We start from the raw sequence: 18,554 nt of genomic DNA, 5'->3' as shown, positions 1-18,554 counted from the left end.
GGTGAAAGCCCCGATTCCCTAGAATCGGGGCTTTTGTTGTGATTGGAGAGGTTCCCTGCGCGGCTGTTCCGGCTCCCGGTTCCGCAACGATTAAAAGCCCGCTGCGGGCGCATTGTTGCAGCTCGGTAACAACCTTTACCCATGGGCAACTTTGGTCCCATGGGGATTACTTTCGGGTCTAGGCTACTGCTCATGTGAGACCAGCCACATTCTTACTGGGGGAATGGGCGGTCTGGCCGGCGCCTACAGCGGCGGTCTTTTCAAACCACAGAAACATAGGAGGCGGAATGCGCTTCGGTCGTATTTCCACAGCGATAGGCGTCGCGGCTGCTGCCGCGCTAGCTCTCAGCGCCTGCGCCGGCAACACTGGCGGGACAACCCCGACCAGTGCCACAGCCGGCAAACAGGGTGGCTCAGCCACGGTTGTCGAGGTGAACGCGTTTAACACATTCAACCCGAACACCGCCGACGGCAACACTGACATCAACTCGAAGATCAGCTACGCCACCCACTCGGGTTTCTACTACATCGATAACCAGCTGAACGTTGTCCGCAACGAGAAGTTCGGAAAGATGGAAAAGACTTCCGACGACCCGCTGACGGTGAAGTACACCATCAACGAGGGAGTGAAATGGTCTGACGGCACGCCTGTGACGGCTGCTGACCTCCTGCTGCAGTGGGCGGCTTTCTCGGGTTACTACGACGATGCGGATTCAGAGGCCAAGACAGGCACGTCCTACTTCTCCTACGCCGGTGACCCCACGGGCCTGAAGCTCACCGATTTCCCTGAACTTGGGGACGACAACCGCTCCATGACCATCAAGTACTCCAAGCCGTTCGCTGACTGGGAAACAGTCCTTGGCGGCCCCGGGATCGACATCGCTGCCCACGTCCTGGCCAAGAAAGCCGGCCTCAGCGACGCCAAGGCGCTCGTGGATTACCTCAAGGAATTGCCGAAGGGCGATCCCAAGGCACCCAAGCCGGCCGATGCAAAGCTGAAGGCCATGTCTGACCTCTGGAACACCGGCTTCGACACGAAGACGCTGCCTTCCGATCCCAGCATCTTCCTCTCCAACGGTCCCTACATCGTCCAGAGTGTCACGCAGGACCAGTCGCTGACCATGGTCCGCAACAAGGACTACAACTGGGGCCCTGAAGCCAGCCTGGACGAAATCACGGTCCGCTACATCGGTTCCGCCCCGGCCCAGGTGCAGGCACTGAAGAACGGCGAAGCGGACATCATTGCCCCGCAGGCCTCCGCAGACACCATCGAGCAGCTCAAGGCGCTTGAAAGCCAGGGCGTCACCGTGGAGCAGGGCAACCAGCTCTCCTACGACCACATCGACCTGAACTACTCGGGACCGCTGGCCGAGAAGAGCGTCCGCGAGGCGTTTATGAAGACCGTCCCGCGCAAGGACATTGTGGACAAGATCGTGAAGAAGCTCGATCCGGAAGCCAAGCCGCTCGACTCGCAGCTCTTTGTTCCCGCCCAGGCAGCTTACGAGGAGTCCACCAAGAACAACGGTTCCTCGGCCTACCAGGACGCGGACATTGACGGTGCCAAGTCACTGCTCGCCGGAAAGACTCCTGAGATCCGCATCATGTACAACAAGGACAACCCCAACCGTGTTGACGCCTTCTCCCTGATCCGCGAGTCGGCCACCAAGGCGGGCTTCAAGATCGTTGACGGCGGCCTGGGTGGTTCAGATTGGGGCAAGGCCCTGGGCAAGGGCGGCTACGATGCCACGATCTTCGGCTGGATCAACCCGGGCGTCGGTGTTTCCGGTGTTCCGCAGATCTTCCGCAGCGGCAACGGATCCAACTTCAACCAGTTCAGCGATCCCGAAGCGGACAAGCTGATGGACGAACTGATCGTCACCACCGACCGCAGCAAGCAGGACGAACTCCAGATCCAGATCGACAAGAAGATCTGGGACTCCGCCTACGGTCTTCCGCTCTTCCAGTCCGTTGGTGTGGATGCCTACAGCGACCGCATCACCGGCGTGAAGTTCATGCCGAACCAGACCGGTGTCTGGTGGAACTTCTGGGAGTGGGCCGAGAAGTAAAGGCCCAAGCTCAGCGAAAGAACAGCAGGAGAAGGCGCCGGGACAACAGCACCAACGTCCCGGCGCCTTCTCCGGCACCACCGGCGTTCTGCCGGCTCCCCGCCCACCTCACGCGGTAAGCCGGACCGATTCTGCGATGGGCCCGGTAAGATCCCGGCCCGGATATCGAGGCTTTTCAACATGGTGACGTACATCGTCCGGCGGTTGATCACCGCCGCCCTCATACTTCTCGGGGCATCCTTCCTCGTGTACCTCCTGACAGCGTCGTCAGGGGATCCGCTGGAAGAATTCCGCGCCAGCAGCGCTCCCAATAAACAACAGCTGATGGATTCGCGCAGCGAGCTTCTGGATCTGGACACTCCTGCCCCGCTCCGGTACTTCAAATGGCTCGGCGGAGCGGCCCGCTGCCTGGTTCCGTTCGCCGGTTCATGCGACCTGGGCAAGAACATCGCCGGTCAGCCAATCACCGAGGCCCTCGGGTTCGCGCTGGTGCAGACCCTGACCCTCGTCACCGGCGCCACCATCCTCGCAATCCTCATAGGTATTGCCCTCGGCATCATTACGGCGCTCCGGCAGTACAGTGCGCTGGACTACGGGGTGACGTTCATGGCGTTCCTGTTCTTCTCGCTTCCCATCTTCTGGGTTGCCGTGCTGCTGAAGGAATACGGTGCCATCGGTTTCAACGATTTCCTCCGCAACCCCGAAATTCCGCTGCCGGTGGCCTTGGGAATTGGCGCCGTCGCAGGCATCATCGTTGCCGTTGCCGTGGGTGGAGCGGCCCGCCGCCGGGTGGTTTCGGGCGGCATGGTGTTCCTCGCCGTCAGTCTCATCCTGATCTATTTCTCCGTGGTCCAGTGGTTCCGCAATCCGGGTCTTGGACCGGTGGTCATCGCCATTGCGGGAGTTGGCCTTGCCTTTGCCGTGACGCTGCTGGTGTCCGGGCTCAAGAACAGGAAGGCGCTGCAGTCTTCCCTCATCGTGGTGGGTCTGGGAGTGGTCGCCTACTTCGCCGTCCAGCCACTGCTCAACCAGGCGACGGCGGTCATGATCGTCCTGCTCGGCGTCGCGACCATCGGCGTCGGCGTGGCGACGGGCTACCTGATGGGCGGCTACGACCGAGGCCAGTCGATGCGCGCCGCCGGAATAACGGCCTTCCTGGTGGGCGGACTGATCCTGATGGACAGGTTCATGCAGGCCTGGCCCAGCTACTTCAGCAACAGCAGGGTGCGGGGCCGGCCCATCGCCACCATCGGGGCCGGCACCCCCAACATCCAGGGTGACTTCTGGGTCCTGACCCTGGACACTTTCACGCACCTCATTCTGCCGACCACGGCACTCATCCTTGTGTCGCTGGCAAGCTACACCAGGTTCACCAGGTCATCCATGCTGGAAATCATGAACATGGACTACATCAGGACGGCCCGGGCCAAGGGCCTCTCCGAACGGTCCGTCGTGATGGGCCACGCGTTCCGCAACGCGCTCATCCCCATCGCAACGATCGTGGCGTTCGATATCGGGGCGCTGATCGGCGGTGCCGTCATTACCGAGACCGTGTTCTCCGTGCGAGGCATGGGGTTCCTCTTCCTGGACGGCATCATGCACACCGACCCGAACCCCGTGATGGGCGTCTTCGTCTGCGTGGCCGTGACCGCGATGGTGTTCAACCTGATAGCAGACCTTGCGTATTCCGCACTCGATCCCCGCGTAAGGATTAAGGCATGAGCCAGCCAACCCAGCAGGAAGAATTCCTCGCCGAACAGTCACACCCCCGGCCGCCGGGAGCTCCCGTCGAGGAAGAAGCGAAAGGGCTCAGCCAAGGGCAGATTGTCCGCAAGCGGTTCCTGGGCCACAGCGGTGCCATCGCCGGCCTGTTCATTTTTGCCATCATCTTCCTGATGGCCTTCACCTCCGTGGGCTGGGCCGGGATCCCGGGCTGGTGGAAGTACGACCACCTGGACGTCTCGCCCCTCGTCAACGACGGCGTTCCCACGGCCTCGCTGTGGCCGCCCGCCTGGGGCGAACACCCGTTCGGGCAGGACAGGATCGGCCGCGACCTCTTTGCAATGACCATGCGCGGAGCCCAGCAGTCCATCATCATCATGCTCCTGATCGGGATCATCGCGGGACTGATCGGTACTGTGGTCGGCGGCCTGTCCGGATATTTCCGCGGGTGGGTGGAAGCGATCCTGATGCGGATCACGGACGTCATCATCATCATTCCTGTCCTGCTCCTGGCTGCCGTGGTGGCCCAGAGCGTCAACCGCCGGGACCAGGGCGGATGGTTTTCGGGCTTCGCGGCCAGCAACGGCATCTTGATCCTTGGAATCTTCCTGGGCCTCGTCAGCTGGGTGGGCCTTGCCCGGCTGATGCGCGGGGAATTCCTCACGCTCCGGGAACGTGAATTCGTTGACGCGGCGCGCATTTCAGGCGCCAGCAATGCACGGATCATTTTCAAGCACATCCTGCCCAATGCCATCGGCGTCCTGATCGTCAACGTCACACTGACCATGTCCGCTGCCATCCTCCTGGAAACGGCACTGAGCTACCTCGGCGTCGGCGTGAAGTCGCCGGACACCTCGCTGGGCCTGCTGATCTCGCAGAACCAGGAGGCCTTCTCCACCCGGCCGTGGCTCTTCTGGTTCCCCGGGCTTTTCATTGTCCTGATCTGCCTCAGCATCAACTTCATCGGCGACGGCCTCCGGGACGCGTTCGATCCGCGGCAGAAGAAGTTCAACGCCAAGAAGGCCCGGGGCACAAAGCCTGCCGGGGAGCCGGACAAGGTTCCGGCACCCGCAGGCGGCGCGACCACAGCCGACGGGTCTGCAGGCGACTGAGAATGCAGTACGTCCCGGCATCCGCCCTACAGGGCTGCGACGCTCCAGTAGCTGGCGGCCAGGAGCACCACGGTGGCGGCGACAGCCGTCCAGCGAACGGCCACCCTGACGGCCGTGGTTTCGGCGTTTCCTGCGTCCAGGGCCCCTGCTTCCACCAGCTCTTCCCAGCGGCCGCGGACCAGGCGGGCCGCCTGGCCCGAGTCGGTGGTTTTCAGGTCGCCCGGGCGCACGGATTGCCCCGGTCCGTACGTGGCGGAGGGGAGCCCCTTGAGGTCCTCCGGGCGGGCGTTCCGTCCTCCCCAGATGCCCGGAGCGGGGGCAGCCCAGGAGACGTAGTTCCTGGCCGGGGTGACCAGCGTCAGCGCGTAGCGGGTATCGACGTTCACCAGGGCGGCCCACGGAACGTCAACGGACCGGAACGGATTCTCCAAGGTGATGCCGCCGTCGTGCACCACCACGGAAGGCATCCAGAACAGCAGCCAGCCAAGGAACGCAACGAGCAGCAGCGGGCCGGCACCCAGCAGGGCCGCCGGCCCGCCGACGGCCGCAGTGACGGCGAGGCCAAGGGCTGCAATCAACCAGGAAAGCCAGGCGAACCATTTGTTCGCGGGGGCTTTGAAGACTTCAACATTTCCGGCGTGCGGCACACTGCTCATGCACCTAATAATTCAGGATTCCAGGCCACAGCACTAATTTCCGGTGCCGTCGTGGTCTGGGTGGAAGGGAACCCGTCATGACTGACAACATCACCCCCGGAAGGGGCACCGTCCCGGCGCAGGAGCCGGCCAAAGGGTCGGTGGTCCTTGAGGTCCGCGATCTCAGTGTCGACTTCGGCGTGGAGAAGAAATGGGTGCCCGCGGCGATCGGCCTGAACTACGAGGTGCGGGCGGGTGAAGTCCTGGCCATCGTGGGGGAGTCCGGTTCCGGCAAGAGCGCCAGTTCCATGGCCCTGCTCGGCCTCCTGCCCAGCAACAGCCGGGTATCTGGCAGCGTCCGCCTCTCGGGAAAAGAGCTGCTCGGCGCCAACGCCGCCAACATCCGGGATGTCCGCGGCAAGGATGTGGCCGTGATCTTCCAGGAACCGATGACAGCCCTTAACCCGGTGTCCACGGTGGGCGCCCAGATCGTTGAGACGGTGCGGCTCCACAACGAAGTGTCACCGGACCAGGCCAAGGAACGTGCCCTGCGGATGCTGGAACTGGTGGAACTGCCGGATCCGGAGAAGGCGTTCAAGTCCTACCCCCATCAGCTGTCCGGCGGGCAGCGGCAACGGGCCATGATCGCGCAATCGCTGTCCTGCGACCCGAAACTCCTGATTGCGGATGAGCCCACCACGGCCTTGGACGTCACGGTCCAGGCGGAGATCCTGGACCTCATGCGCAACCTGAGGAACAAGCTGGACAGCGCCATTGTGCTCATCACGCACGACATGGGCGTAGTGGCTGACCTGGCTGACCGGATCGCCGTCATGCGGCGGGGGCTGATTGTGGAAACAGGAACGGCCGAACAGATCTTCCGCAATCCGCGGCACGAATACACCCAGGCACTGCTGGCCGCTGTGCCGCACCTCGGCCAGGGCGGCGCCGAGCAAGGCGAGGTAGTGGATGTCATCGCAGCCCTGGCTGCCGCCACGCATGCCGACCTGGAATCGGTGGACCACGAGGAACTGGTCCGACGGGAGCGCGAGAACGCCGCGGCCCTCGCTGCCGCGGCTGCAGTCCGGCCCCAGGGCGACCCTGTACTTGAATTGACTGACGTCGCCATCGAATACCCGAAACAGGGCCGGGTGCCTGCCTTCCGGGCCGTCGAGGGGGCGAACCTCGTGATCTATCCGGGCCAGGTGGTGGGCCTTGTGGGCGAATCGGGCTCGGGCAAGACCACCATCGGGCGCGCCGCGGTTGGACTGCTTCCCGTCGCCGGCGGCACCATGCGGGTGGTCGGCCAGGACATTTCCGCTGCCAAAAAGAACGGTAAACAACTTCACCACCTGCGGCGGCACATCGGCATGGTGTTCCAGGACCCGTCGTCGTCCTTGAATCCCCGCCTGCCCATCGGCGAGAGCATCGGCGAGCCCATGTTCCTTGCCGGGGAGGCCAAGGGAGGTGCCTTGCAGAAGCGGATCGAAGCCCTTCTTGACCAGGTTGAGCTGCCCAGGAGCTACCGCAACCGGTATCCGCATGAGCTGTCCGGCGGTCAGAAGCAGCGGGTGGGCATCGCGCGGGCGCTGTCGCTCAAGCCGAAGCTGATGGTGGCGGATGAGCCGACGTCGGCACTTGACGTGTCGGTGCAGGCAAAAGTTCTTGAACTGTTCCAAAACCTCCAGAAGGACCTCGGCTTTGCCTGCCTGTTCGTCACCCACGACCTCGCAGTAGTGGACGTGCTGGCGGACCGCATCTGCGTGATGCAGCGGGGCAGGATCGTTGAGCAGGGTACCCGCGACCAGATCCTGCGGGATCCGCAGGAACCGTACACGCAGCGGCTGCTCGCCGCCGTACCCCTTCCGGACCCCGAGAAGCAGCGTGAGCGAAGGGAACTGCGCGCCCAGCTGCCGGCGAATTAGCGGGCGGCTGTAGCGGGCGTCGCGGCCGGGCCCTGGACACCCACTTCCTGGAGCCTTGCGGCCAGGAGGCCGCCGAGCGCCGTTCGGCCTTCGGCGTTCATGTGCACCGCGTCCGCCAGCTCCTTGGCCAGATCGTAGGTGGTCAGCCAGTCACCCACGCTGACGAACGGAAAGCCGTGCTTGGCGGCCACCGTGCCGAGCAGCGCGTCCACTTGTGAACGGCGGCCGCCGCCGTAGTAGATGCCCCGGGCCAGGGTGCCGATCATGGCAAACCTGGCACCCGGATACCGCTGCTTGAGGGATGCGATCAGGCGCTCTGCGTTGGCCACGATCTGGGCGTCCGTGGCGCCACGGCCGGCATCGTTTCCGCCGCCCTGAATGACTACAAGGGGCGGGGCGCCGTAGGGGAGCAGCCAGTCACCGCGCTGCAGCGCGTCGATGTAATTGCCGGTCTTGCCGTTGGCGGCAACGAAGCCCGTGCCGCCGCGGCCGCAGAAATGGACACTGTAGCCGAGTTTGGCCAGGCCTTGGCGGGGCCAGCCGTCTTCGGGTTCGGACTGGGAATCGCCGATGAGGACGGCGGTCCGCTTGATGTTGGCGACAATGACCTCATTGCGGCCGTTCGCCGGGTTCTTATAGACGGACCCGGGAACCATGGTGGCGGGGTCGGGCTCCGGGACCAGCTGCGCCTTCGCCGCGGAGCCGGCAGCCACCGGTTCGCCCGGCGCGGCAGCGACGGGCGCGGCTGCTGATTTCGCGGGAGCGGCCTTGGCTGACGCTTGCCCGGACGCTTGCGGGGATGCCTTCCCGGTCGGCTGCCCGGACGCCTGTCCGGACTGCTGCCGGGCAGCGGCGCTGGTGTCGGGACCGTTCGCTTCGGGGGCTGCGTCTGGTGTTTGTGGTGTCTGCCCGCAGCCGGCCATCAGAACGCCCGCGGCGATCATAGGAGCGACGAAGCGGGTCAGAGCCGAGGCGATTCGCATCTATGTCTCCGGGCTTTGCAGTGCTGTTATCCCCGTAATGATGGGGCATGACTTTAGGAAAATCCAGTAACTTTGGGCACTGTTTACCACCCTGCCAGTGACGATCTGGTAACAGCCCCCAAAGGGACGGCGTTTTCGGGTTTTTAGGCCAATAAATGACCTAGCGCTTAGACTTGTAGAAGGTGCCCTGTGCCAAAGGGTCTCATCCGTCGTGCGTTCCGGTTGGAAATGTCGCGATACCACAGCTGACTTCACCACTGAATCGAGCAATAACGCATGTCTGAAACCACCACCAACACCGCGGTAGCCACTGCATCGCGCAGTGATCTGCGCAACGTCGCGATCGTGGCCCACGTTGACCACGGCAAGACCACCCTGGTCGACGCCATGCTCAAGCAGACCAACTCCTTTGCCGAGCACAACCACCTCGAAGACCGCGTCATGGACTCCGGTGACCTGGAGCGCGAAAAGGGCATCACCATCCTGGCCAAGAACACCACGGTGGCCTACAACGGACCGTCCTCCAAGGGCGAGACCATCACCATCAACGTGATCGACACCCCCGGCCACGCCGACTTCGGCGGCGAGGTGGAGCGCGGCCTGTCCATGGTTGACGGCGTGGTACTCCTGGTTGACGCTTCCGAGGGCCCGCTGCCCCAGACCCGCTTCGTGCTCCGCAAGGCCCTTGCCGCGCACCTGCCGGTGATCCTGCTGGTCAACAAGACCGACCGCCCCGACGCGCGGATCGAAGAAGTTGTCCACGAGTCCATGGACCTGCTCCTGGGCCTGGCCTCCGACCTCGCCGACGAAGTTCCGGACCTGGACTTGGACAAGATCCTCGAAGTTCCGGTTGTCTACGCCGCCGCCAAGGTAGGCCGCGCCTCCCTCGAGCAGCCGGCTGACGGCACCGCTCCGGAGAACGAAGACCTGGAGCCGCTGTTCCAGACCATCATCGAGCACATCCCCGCTCCGACGTACAACCCGAACGGTGTCCTCCAGGCGCACGTCACTAACTTGGACGCCTCGCCGTTCCTTGGCCGCCTCGCGCTGCTGCGTATCTACAACGGCACCCTGCGCAAGGGCCAGACCGTTGCCTGGGCACGTGCTAACGGTGAACTCAAGAACGTCAAGATCACGGAACTCCTGGCTACCAAGGCACTGGACCGTGTTCCTACCGAATCTGCCGGCCCGGGCGAGATCGTCGCCGTAGCCGGCATCGAGGAAATCACCATTGGTGAGACCCTGACCGACGCCGAGAACCCGCAGCCGCTGCCGCTCATCACGGTGGACGATCCCGCGATCTCCATGACCATCGGTATCAACACCTCGCCGCTGGCCGGCAAGGTCAAGGGCGCCAAGGTCACGGCCCGCCAGGTGAAGGATCGCCTGGACAAGGAACTGATCGGTAACGTCTCCATCAAGGTTCTCCCCACCGAGCGTCCGGACGCCTGGGAAGTCCAGGGCCGTGGCGAGCTCGCACTCGCCATCCTGGTTGAGCAGATGCGCCGTGAAGGCTTCGAGCTGACCGTCGGCAAGCCGCAGGTGGTCACCAGGACCATCGACGGCAAGATCCACGAACCGATGGAACACATGACCATCGACGTGCCGGAAGAGTACCTCGGCGCTGTCACCCAACTCATGGCCGCCCGTAAGGGCCGCATGACCAACATGGCCAACCACGGCACCGGCTGGTGCCGGATGGAATTCATCGTTCCGGCCCGCGGCCTCATCGGTTTCCGGACCAAGTTCCTCACGGACACCCGCGGCGCCGGCATTGCAGCCTCCATCGCCGAGGGCTACGAGCCGTGGGCCGGCCCGATCGAGTACCGCACCAACGGCTCCATGGTCGCCGACCGCGCCGGTGTTGTGACCCCGTTCGCCATGATCAACCTGCAGGAACGCGGCTCCTTCTTCGTGAAGCCCACCTCCGAGGTTTACGAGGGCATGATCGTGGGCGAGAACTCCCGCGCCGATGACATGGACGTGAACATCACCAAGGAAAAGAAGCTCACCAACATGCGTGCAGCTTCCTCCGACACCTTCGAGAACCTGACGCCGCCGCGCGACCTGACCCTCGAAGAGTCCCTCGAGTTCGCCCGCGAGGACGAGTGTGTTGAGGTTACCCCGGAGTCCATCCGTATCCGCAAGGTCATCCTGGACACCAACGAGCGTGCCAAGGCCAACCGCGCCCGCGCCAAAGCCTGATCCCGGCCCGTTCCGGTCATCAGCCTCGTGAACAATAGAGCTGCCGGCATGGCAGGCGGCATCGCCGCCGCCCTGCCGGCAGCTCTTTTTGTAGCTGCCGCAGGCACGGCCCTGCACCGCCAGCAGTGGATGCTCTCCGGCATCGTTCTACCCTGGGGCGCCGTGGCAGCGCTGGTCCTTCTCGGTTCCGTCCAGCTGCTCCTTGGGACGGCTTGCAGGTCCTTGATCCCGACGGCGGTGTGCGGCATGGTCTGCTACATGCTGGCGGGCTGGTGGTCCATGCTGGAGCCCGGCAAGCGGCTCATAGCGGGGGATCTTCCCGGGAACATCTGGATCTACGGCATTGCGGGTGCAACCGTCGTCATGCTTGTCTGGTGCCGCCGGTACCGGCACCCGCAAACGGCGAGCTGAACCGGCCCCGGCCGGCGGCTCAGCCGGCGGTTGGATCCCGGTGATGGGCGATCATCAGCGAGGTGGCCTCGCCGTCGTCGTCAGCGGGGAGCCGGACGTATTCCTCGACAATCGCCCGCAGCTTGCCGAGCATCTCCTCCCGGCGTGCCGCATTGAATTTCACTCCGAGCCGCCAGACCTCAATGTCCTCCGACGGAAGATCCCGGGTCTCCTGCAGGAACGTCTCGATCAGGACCGGAGCCACATTGTCCACCGGCGTGTGCCACGACTTTCGGCTGGCAATGTACGGAACCTCGACGGCACCCCGCTTGCCTTTCCGGCGCTCTTCCGGCATGAGGAAACCGGTCCGCACCAGCGTCCGGACATGGTGCAGGCTGGACGCCGGATTGAGGTCCAGAAGATCTGCTATTTCCTTATTGGTCCGGGACTTGTGCAGGCACAGCCGGAGGATCCTCAGTCGCAGCGGAGAGCTCAGGGCACGTCCCCTGGCCGCAACGTCCGCATCAGTGTCCTGCACCGGCCGATCCATAAGGAAAAGTGTAGCCAACCAGTGATTGACGCTTGTCGATCACTGCGCCGTGCTGCCAGTCCGGTGCTGCCCGTCCGGCGCAGTTGCCGGTTAGGGTGCGGTCCGGGGAGCGCGCCGCGGCGGAGCCGGCGGCACCGGCTTCGCCGCCACCACCAGGGCCAAGGGAATAACGACGTCGGCCCGTCGGGTCCGGACCGTACATTCCGTTGCGCTGATCCCCACCAGCTCGCCGAGTGCGTCCGTCAGCCCGTCGGATATCCTGTAACGGACTACCACCCTTGTGCCCAGGGACGCGCCTTCAAGGAACTGCCGGGGAGCGGGGTTCTGCGGATTCACCACTTCATACTAGGATGCTGAGCCTGTGATGCCCGGCTTGTATGACGCCCGGCTAGGTTCGCGGGAGCAAGCTGGTAGATAATAGGCTCTGAAGTCAGCAGCCCGGCGCTCAGGCCGGAAGTGATCACCGGCCGGGTGCCGGAACCAACGTGGAGAGGCAAGGGACGTGACGTACGTAATCGCGCAGCCGTGTGTAGATGTCAAGGACAAGGCATGTATTGAAGAATGCCCCGTCGATTGCATCTACGAGGGTGAGCGGTCCCTCTACATCCACCCGGACGAATGCGTCGACTGCGGTGCCTGCGAACCGGTCTGCCCCGTCGAGGCCATCTACTACGAGGATGACACTCCGGACGAGTGGGCCGACTACTACAAGGCCAACGTCGAATTCTTCGACGACCTGGGTTCGCCCGGCGGTGCGGCGAAGGTCGGCAACACCCATACCGACCACCCCATGATTGCCGCCCTGCCGCCCCAGAACCAGGATCACTGAGGCACCTGGCGTGACGTCCGCGGTACGCAGCTTCGGCCTCAGCCTGCCCGATTACCCGTGGGAGGCCATGGCACCGTATCTTGCCAAGGCCGCCGAGCACCCCGGCGGGGCGGTCAACCTGTCCATCGGCACCCCCGTGGACCGCACGCCTGCCCTGATCCAGGAAGCGCTCCAGCAGGCCGCCGACGCCCCCGGGTACCCTACGGTGCACGGCACTCCGGCGCTTCGCGGGGCCATCGCCGACTGGTTCGCGCGCCGCCGCGGCGTTGCCGGGATCGATCCACGGGACGTGATGCCGACTGTCGGTTCCAAGGAACTGGTGGCGTGGCTGCCGTTCTTTTTGGGCCTCAAGCCAGGCGACGTCGTCGTCCGTCCTACCGTGGCCTACCCCACCTACGACATCGGGGCGACTTTCGCCGGTGCCGAGCAGGTTGCCGCTGACGACCTCGACGAACTTGATGACGAGACACGGCAGCGCGTCCGGCTGGTCTGGGTGAATTCGCCGGGCAACCCCACGGGAAGCGTGCGTGACGCAGATTCACTGAAGCGGATCGTGGACCAGGCACGTGAGCTTGGCGCCGTGGTGGCGTCCGACGAATGCTATGCGGAGCTTGGCTGGGGGGAGTGGGACGTCCAGCGCGGCGGCCAGCCAGTACCCAGCATCCTGGACCCGCGTGTTGCCGGCGGATCACATGAGGGCCTGCTCGCGGTCTACTCGCTAAGCAAACAATCGAACCTTGCCGGGTACCGTGCAGCCTTCATCGCCGGCGATCCGCTCCTCATGGCCAACCTGGTCAACAGCCGCAAGCACGCCGGAATGATTGTTCCCTACCCGGTACAGGAAGCGATGCGCGTCGCACTGGGCGACGACGCCCACGTCCAGGCGCAAAAGGACCTCTACCGCAGCCGGCGCGAACGGATAGTTCCCGCGCTGGAGGAGTTCGGGCTGACCATCCACGAATCCAAGGCCGGGCTCTACCTGTGGTGCAGTGCGGGCGAGGCCACCTGGGACACAGTTGGCCGGCTGGCGGAGCTGGGAATCGTGGTTGGCCCGGGTGTGTTCTACGGGGATGCAGGCAACGGCTTCATCAGGGTTGCGCTCACCGCCGCGGATGAGCGGATCGACGCGGCAGTGGCGCGTCTGACCGCTGCTCCTTAATGGGCCCCAGGTCCGTAACAATGGTGTGACACGCAACACAATGGAGGCGTTTTTGGGGCATTTCGGCACTAGCGGATTAGTGCCACCTTGCCTCGGAGCGGTACTTTTTAACTGACTATCAATGGTGGCTTTCTACAAGAAGGCAGCCCGGCCGTTGGAATCCCTGTCCATGCAGGCTCCGCGGGCGGGCTCCACCGGAGGTTGGATCAAGCTTTCTACAGAGAGGCCCAGACGCCTCATGAGGAGACTCCATGACTGAGACCACCAGCGCAACCCTGCGCCATGCGGGCGGCGAGCTCGAACTCCCCCGAATCAAGGTTGTAGAAGGAAACGAAGGCTATGACGTTTCCAAACTGCTGAAGCAGACAGGCGCCGTTGCCTTTGACCCCGGTTTCATGAACACCGCGGCCACCACTTCGGCAATCACGTACATCGACGGCGATGCCGGAATCCTGCGGTACCGCGGCTACCCGATCGAACAGCTGGCGCAGCACTCCAGCTTCCTGGAAGTTTCCTACCTACTGATCTACGGCAACCTGCCGACGCCCACCGAACTGGATGCCTTCGATCAGCGCATCCGCCGCCACACACTGCTGCACGAAGAGCTCAAGGGCTTCTTCGGCGGCTTCCCGCGCGACGCCCACCCGATGCCCGTGCTGTCCTCGGCCGTGTCCGCCCTCTCCACCTTCTACCAGGATTCCCTGGACCCCTTCAACGCCGAGCACGTCGAAGTTTCCACGTACCGCCTGCTGGCCAAGATGCCGGTCATCGCCGCGTACGCGCTGAAGAAGAGTATCGGCCAGCCCATGCTCTACCCGGACAACTCCATGAACCTCGTGGAGAACTTCCTGCGCCTCAGCTTCGGCCTCCCGGCTGAACAGTATGAACTGGACCCGGTGATGGTGAAGGCCCTGGACCTCCTCCTGATCCTGCACGCGGACCACGAACAGAACTGTTCCACGTCCACGGTGCGCCTGGTCGGCTCGTCGAACGCCAACCTCTTCGCATCGGTGTCCGCGGGCATCAATGCACTGTTCGGCCCGGCTCACGGCGGTGCCAACGAAGCGGTCCTCAAGATGCTGCGCCAGATCCAGACCGAGGGCATCAAGCCCGAGGATTACATGGAGAAGGTCAAGAACAAGGAGGACGGCGTCCGCCTGATGGGCTTCGGGCACCGCGTCTACAAGAACTACGATCCGCGGGCCAGGATCGTCAAGGACACCGCCCACGAGGTGCTCGGCAAGCTCGGCGGCAATGACGAACTGCTGGACATCGCCATGCGCCTGGAAGAGAAGGCCCTGGGTGATGACTACTTCATCCAGCGCAAGCTCTACCCGAACGTGGACTTCTACACCGGCCTGATCTACAAGGCCATGGGCTTCCCGGAGAAGATGTTCACCGTGCTGTTCGCCATTGGCCGCCTGCCGGGCTGGATTGCCCAGTGGCGCGAAATGATCAATGACCCCAGCACCAAGATTGGCCGTCCGCGCCAGCTCTACACAGGAGAGCCCGAGCGCAACTACCCGGCCAGCTAGCCCGGTACGCCCAATGCAGTAGACAAAGAATTAATCAACGACGCCGGCCGCGCACCTCAGGTGCGCGGCCGGCGTCGTTGTTTCCGCTTTAGTTGATCAACGGGGCGTCAGGAGTTGTAGCCGAGCGGGTTGTTCTTCTGCCAGCGCCAGTGGTCCTCGCACATCTGGTCAACGGTCTTGGTGGTGGACCAGCTCAGGTCCGCCAGCGCGGACGTGGCGTCGGCCCAGAACGCGGGGAGGTCTCCCGCGCGGCGGCCGGTGATCTCATAGGGGATCGGCTTGCCCACCGCCTTTTCGAAGGAGCGCAGGACCTCCAGCACTGAGGAGCCCTTCCCGGAGCCGAGGTTCCAGCGGAACACGCCGGTACGGTCAGCCACGTGGTTGAGCGCGGCAACATGGCCCTCGGCGAGGTCGACGACGTGGATGTAGTCACGGAGGCAGGTGCCGTCGGGGGTGTCGTAGTCGCCGCCGAACACCATCAGCTTTTCACGGCGCCCCACCGCGACCTGGGCGATGAACGGCACCAGGTTGTTGGGGATGCCCTGGGGGTCCTCGCCGATCCGGCCCGACGGGTGTGCTCCCACCGGGTTGAAGTACCGCAGGAGGGCGATGTGCCAGCGGCTGTCCGCGGCACCGACGTCAGAAAGAATGTCCTCGATCTGCTCCTTCGTCCGGCCGTAGGGGTTGTTAGCACCGATCTCCATCTTCTCCACATACGGGATGGGGTTGTGCTCGCCGTACACGGTGGCGGAGGAGCTGAACACGATGGAGCGGACATCGTGCCGGTCCATCACCCGGATCAGGTTCAGCGTGCCCACGAGGTTGTTGTAGTAGTACCTCAACGGCTGGGTAACGGATTCGCCCACTGCCTTGAGGCCGGCAAAGTGGATCACGGCATCGATCCGGTCGCGGGCGAACACGGCATCCACGGCCTGCTCGTCCACGAGGTCGACGTTGTGGAACACCGCCTCCTTGCCGCTGAGCTCGGCTACGCGGCGCAACGACTCCTCGCTTGAGTTGACCAGATTGTCGATGACCACAACCTCATGGCCGGCTTCCTGCAGGGATAGTACTGTGTGCGACCCGATGTAGCCGGTGCCGCCCGTAACCAGAATTCTCATGGGCTCAACGCTATCCCAATTGGCCTCCGTCTGCCCGTGTTGCCCGCACTTTGGCGGCACACCTGTGCTAAAAAGTAGGAGTGCCGAAAATTGTTGATGCCGCAGCCCGGCGACAGGAAGTTGTGGAAGCAGTTTTCAGGATCATCGCCGCGGACGGGCTGGAACGGGCCTCGCTGCGCGAAGTGGCTGATGAGGCCGGACTGGCGGTGGGTTCGGTCCGCCACTACTTCTCCAGCAGTGACGAGCTGCTGGCCCACTCCTTCGGCGTGGTGGTGGACCGCATCACCGGCCGGCTGGAACAGGCCCGCGATCAGCTGACGCAGCTGGTCCCCGGGACCGCGGAGCACCGGGATGGCGTGTTAACCCTGCTGGGCCAGTTCCTCCCGCTTGATGAGGAGCGGGCCGTTGACGCTTGCGTGTGGATGGCGTTCAAGAATGCTGCCCGGATCAGGGCTTTCCTCGCGGGAGAAGCCGACCGTAGCCACCGGGCTGTGGCCGCCGTCATCGGGTGGCTCATCATGGAGCTCCGGCCACCGGGGGAATCCGAAAGCGACGGCCAGGGCCAACAGTCGCTGGTCATCGAGGCGGAGCGGCTGCTGGCCACGCTGGACGGGCTCACCATGCACGCCCTGCTCCAGCCGGAATGGATGAATGAGGACATGTGCCGGGACGTTCTGTCCTCCCACCTGCAGAGCCTGGGTGAGTCTGCGGCCAGCCATTAACGTCAGTAGTCATGAGGAATACACTGGGACAGTAAACAAGGGAGGCCATTCGGATGCACGACACAGGCGGTCCTGGCTGGCGTATCACCATGGACACCTCGGGTCCCATGCTCATCGCATTGTATGTTCGCGACGCCGCCGGACTCGACAGCGCCGGGCACCCTGCACTTTGCCACCTGGCACCGAAGATCCGGCCGGTGGACCACAGCAACCTCACGTCCGAAGTAGGCGGGTTCAGCGCGCTGAAGACTGAATGGGAGGCCTGGTGGGAGCAGTTGCTGAAGGCGCACCCCAAGATGACCCCGGATGTCACGCCGCCCCACTTTGATGCCTTTGGGAACTCCCCGGCCCTGCAGCGTGTGCTGCAGGCCCATTTCGGTTCGGCCTTGACCTGGGCGCGGGAACGCCGCTCCGAATACACCGAGCTGGAAGCCGAACGGGAGGCCAGCGGCGCCCCGCAGCTGCTTGGCGACATGGTGGAGGACCGGCTGCTGGAGGTGGGCCGCAGTTCGCGCGACTTCACGTTGACCATCATCGAACTGCCGCTCACGGAACCGCGGGCCTGGTACCTGGAGCCGGACAAGATCATCATGAGCAAGGAACTGCTGTCCCAGCCGGAGGTGTTCCGAAGCTACGTCCAGCCCGTCGTGGAGCTGCTGGTCTAAGATCCGCGGGCCGATCCATTGGCCCCGATCCAGCGGGCCGCATTCCGATTTCAGGGAGCGGCTGCGACCGTGACCGTGACCTGGCCGGACGGCGCGTCCGCAACCTGCCAGCCGTCCCGGGACGACCGGTCCCAGCTTCGTCCCTCCACGCGGACTTCCGTTACGGCCAGGGATTTCGCGTTCGCCACGGCCCACTGAGCAACCGCCCAGGCCTGGCGGCCGCTCGCCTCCAGCACGATGGTGCTGCCATCCGCCGTCGCCGGGACGTTCCCGAAAGCCGTATTCAGCTCGTCAAGCACAGCCTGGGCATCACCGGGGCCTTCGGGTGACTTGAGGGTGCAGTCCAGTGCTTCGCTCGACTCCCCAGTCAGGGCCGAGGCGTAGGCCCGGCCCATGTCCTCATGCTGGGCATAGGCCTGCGGGTAGGCGGACCGCTGGACCTGCTGGGCGGCAGCCGTGATTTCCAGGGAGTCGTACCCCGGGATCTTCACCAGCGCATCGTAGAACACCCCGGTGGAGTAATAGGGGTCCATCACCTGTTCCGCGGTTCCCCAGCCCTGCGAGGGCCGTTGCTGGAAGAGGCCGCGGGAATCGGGGCCGGCGTGGTCACCGTGCTCGATGTTGCGCAGCTTTGATTCCTGCATGGCAGTGGCCAGGGCGATGCTCGCCGCGCGCGGAGGCAGGCCACGCCGTACGGCGACGGCGGTGATCAGGGCGGCGTTGGCCGCCTGGTCGGTAGCCAGTTCAGCAGTGCGCGATCCCACGGTGACGGTGCACTTTTCGGCGACGAGCGTCTCCGAACGCTGGATGATGGCCAAGGCCGTATAGAGCGCTCCGGCAACCAGGGCCAGGGCCAGCCCCAGCACTGCCAGGCGGCGCAGGCCACGTTTCCGTGACACGAGGCTACTCCCTCAGGCCCTGGACGGGCCGGTTGA

At 64.3% G+C, this 18,554-nt stretch carries 17 protein-coding genes; 11 read left to right on the top strand and 6 right to left on the bottom strand.

Annotation, left to right across the window (positions count from 1 at the left end):
• Positions 1-287 precede the first annotated feature (287 nt).
• From J7I92_RS03345 to J7I92_RS03335, 3 genes are all read left to right on the top strand, one after another.
• Positions 288-2,066: an ABC transporter family substrate-binding protein gene (locus tag J7I92_RS03345; RefSeq protein WP_214837326.1), complete on the top strand. Its 1,779-nt coding sequence runs from the start codon at positions 288-290 to the stop codon at positions 2,064-2,066.
• A 180-nt stretch (positions 2,067-2,246) separates the two neighbouring features.
• Positions 2,247-3,788 carry an ABC transporter permease gene (locus J7I92_RS03340; RefSeq protein WP_214837323.1) on the top strand — a complete coding sequence of 514 codons (1,542 nt, stop codon included), beginning with the start codon at positions 2,247-2,249 and terminating at the stop codon, positions 3,786-3,788.
• Positions 3,785-4,900, top strand: coding sequence for an ABC transporter permease (locus tag J7I92_RS03335; protein WP_214837320.1), 1,116 nt, complete (start codon positions 3,785-3,787; stop codon positions 4,898-4,900). The genes J7I92_RS03340 and J7I92_RS03335 overlap by 4 nt, the downstream gene beginning before the upstream one ends.
• A 26-nt stretch (positions 4,901-4,926) precedes the next feature.
• On the opposite strand, the gene J7I92_RS03330 is transcribed toward J7I92_RS03335, so the two are convergent.
• Complete coding sequence (locus J7I92_RS03330) at positions 4,927-5,556, bottom strand: PH domain-containing protein (RefSeq protein WP_214837316.1); 630 nt, start codon at positions 5,554-5,556, stop codon at positions 4,927-4,929.
• Between the two features lie 77 nt (positions 5,557-5,633).
• Here J7I92_RS03330 and J7I92_RS03325 point away from each other — a divergent pair, with 77 nt between their 5' ends.
• Positions 5,634-7,460 (top strand): ABC transporter ATP-binding protein, encoded by a 1,827-nt coding sequence (locus J7I92_RS03325; protein WP_251039404.1) that lies wholly within the window; start codon positions 5,634-5,636, stop codon positions 7,458-7,460.
• Here J7I92_RS03325 and J7I92_RS03320 read toward each other — a convergent pair.
• Entirely contained in the window at positions 7,457-8,443 is a 987-nt protein-coding gene (locus J7I92_RS03320) for an SGNH/GDSL hydrolase family protein (protein WP_214837314.1), read from the bottom strand. The genes J7I92_RS03325 and J7I92_RS03320 overlap by 4 nt on opposite strands.
• Before the next feature lie 276 nt (positions 8,444-8,719).
• On the opposite strand from J7I92_RS03320, the gene typA reads away from it, so the two are divergent.
• Positions 8,720-10,648 carry a translational GTPase TypA gene (typA, locus tag J7I92_RS03315; protein WP_214837311.1) on the top strand — a complete coding sequence of 643 codons (1,929 nt, stop codon included), beginning with the start codon at positions 8,720-8,722 and terminating at the stop codon, positions 10,646-10,648.
• Positions 10,649-10,696: 48 nt separating this feature from the next.
• A complete protein-coding gene (locus J7I92_RS03310; RefSeq protein ID WP_214837308.1) occupies positions 10,697-11,059 on the top strand; it encodes a hypothetical protein in 363 nt (120 codons plus the stop codon).
• Positions 11,060-11,078: 19 nt separating this feature from the next.
• On the opposite strand, the gene J7I92_RS03305 is transcribed toward J7I92_RS03310, so the two are convergent.
• Both J7I92_RS03305 and J7I92_RS03300 read right to left on the bottom strand, forming a co-directional pair.
• Positions 11,079-11,588, bottom strand: a complete 510-nt coding sequence (locus J7I92_RS03305) for a helix-turn-helix domain-containing protein (RefSeq protein ID WP_214837304.1) — start codon at positions 11,586-11,588, stop codon at positions 11,079-11,081.
• Positions 11,589-11,678: 90 nt separating this feature from the next.
• Positions 11,679-11,924 carry a hypothetical protein gene (locus J7I92_RS03300; RefSeq protein WP_311380066.1) on the bottom strand — a complete coding sequence of 82 codons (246 nt, stop codon included), beginning with the start codon at positions 11,922-11,924 and terminating at the stop codon, positions 11,679-11,681.
• Positions 11,925-12,090: 166 nt separating this feature from the next.
• Here J7I92_RS03300 and fdxA point away from each other — a divergent pair, with 166 nt between their 5' ends.
• The 3 genes from fdxA to J7I92_RS03285 all read left to right on the top strand — a co-directional run bounded on the left by fdxA (position 12,091) and on the right by J7I92_RS03285 (position 15,111).
• Positions 12,091-12,417, top strand: a complete 327-nt coding sequence (fdxA, locus tag J7I92_RS03295) for a ferredoxin (protein WP_055796733.1) — start codon at positions 12,091-12,093, stop codon at positions 12,415-12,417.
• Positions 12,418-12,427: 10 nt separating this feature from the next.
• Complete coding sequence (dapC, locus tag J7I92_RS03290; protein WP_214837301.1) at positions 12,428-13,576, top strand: succinyldiaminopimelate transaminase; 1,149 nt, start codon at positions 12,428-12,430, stop codon at positions 13,574-13,576.
• A gap of 251 nt (positions 13,577-13,827) precedes the next feature.
• Positions 13,828-15,111, top strand: a complete 1,284-nt coding sequence (locus tag J7I92_RS03285; protein WP_043482784.1) for a citrate synthase — start codon at positions 13,828-13,830, stop codon at positions 15,109-15,111.
• Positions 15,112-15,218: 107 nt separating this feature from the next.
• On the opposite strand, the gene galE is transcribed toward J7I92_RS03285, so the two are convergent.
• Positions 15,219-16,232, bottom strand: a complete 1,014-nt coding sequence (galE, locus tag J7I92_RS03280; RefSeq protein ID WP_214837298.1) for a UDP-glucose 4-epimerase GalE — start codon at positions 16,230-16,232, stop codon at positions 15,219-15,221.
• Between the two features lie 80 nt (positions 16,233-16,312).
• Between galE and J7I92_RS03275 the strand changes: the two genes are divergently transcribed.
• Together J7I92_RS03275 and J7I92_RS03270 are read left to right on the top strand one after the other, a co-directional pair.
• On the top strand, positions 16,313-16,954 hold the full coding sequence (locus J7I92_RS03275) for a TetR/AcrR family transcriptional regulator (RefSeq protein WP_214837295.1): 642 nt from the start codon (positions 16,313-16,315) through the stop codon (positions 16,952-16,954).
• Between the two features lie 53 nt (positions 16,955-17,007).
• Positions 17,008-17,619 carry a hypothetical protein gene (locus J7I92_RS03270; protein ID WP_214837292.1) on the top strand — a complete coding sequence of 204 codons (612 nt, stop codon included), beginning with the start codon at positions 17,008-17,010 and terminating at the stop codon, positions 17,617-17,619.
• 50 nt (positions 17,620-17,669) lie between these two features.
• Here the strand turns inward: J7I92_RS03270 and J7I92_RS03265 are convergent, their stop codons facing one another.
• Positions 17,670-18,518, bottom strand: a complete 849-nt coding sequence (locus J7I92_RS03265; protein WP_214837289.1) for a hypothetical protein — start codon at positions 18,516-18,518, stop codon at positions 17,670-17,672.
• Positions 18,519-18,554 lie beyond the last annotated feature (36 nt).

The organism is Arthrobacter sp. ISL-72 (assembly GCF_018613755.1).
In the GTDB taxonomy this organism is placed as follows: Bacteria; Actinomycetota; Actinomycetes; order Actinomycetales; family Micrococcaceae; genus Arthrobacter.
The sequence above is the reverse complement of the archived record's forward strand: the minus strand, read 5'-3'. Positions and strand labels throughout refer to the sequence as shown.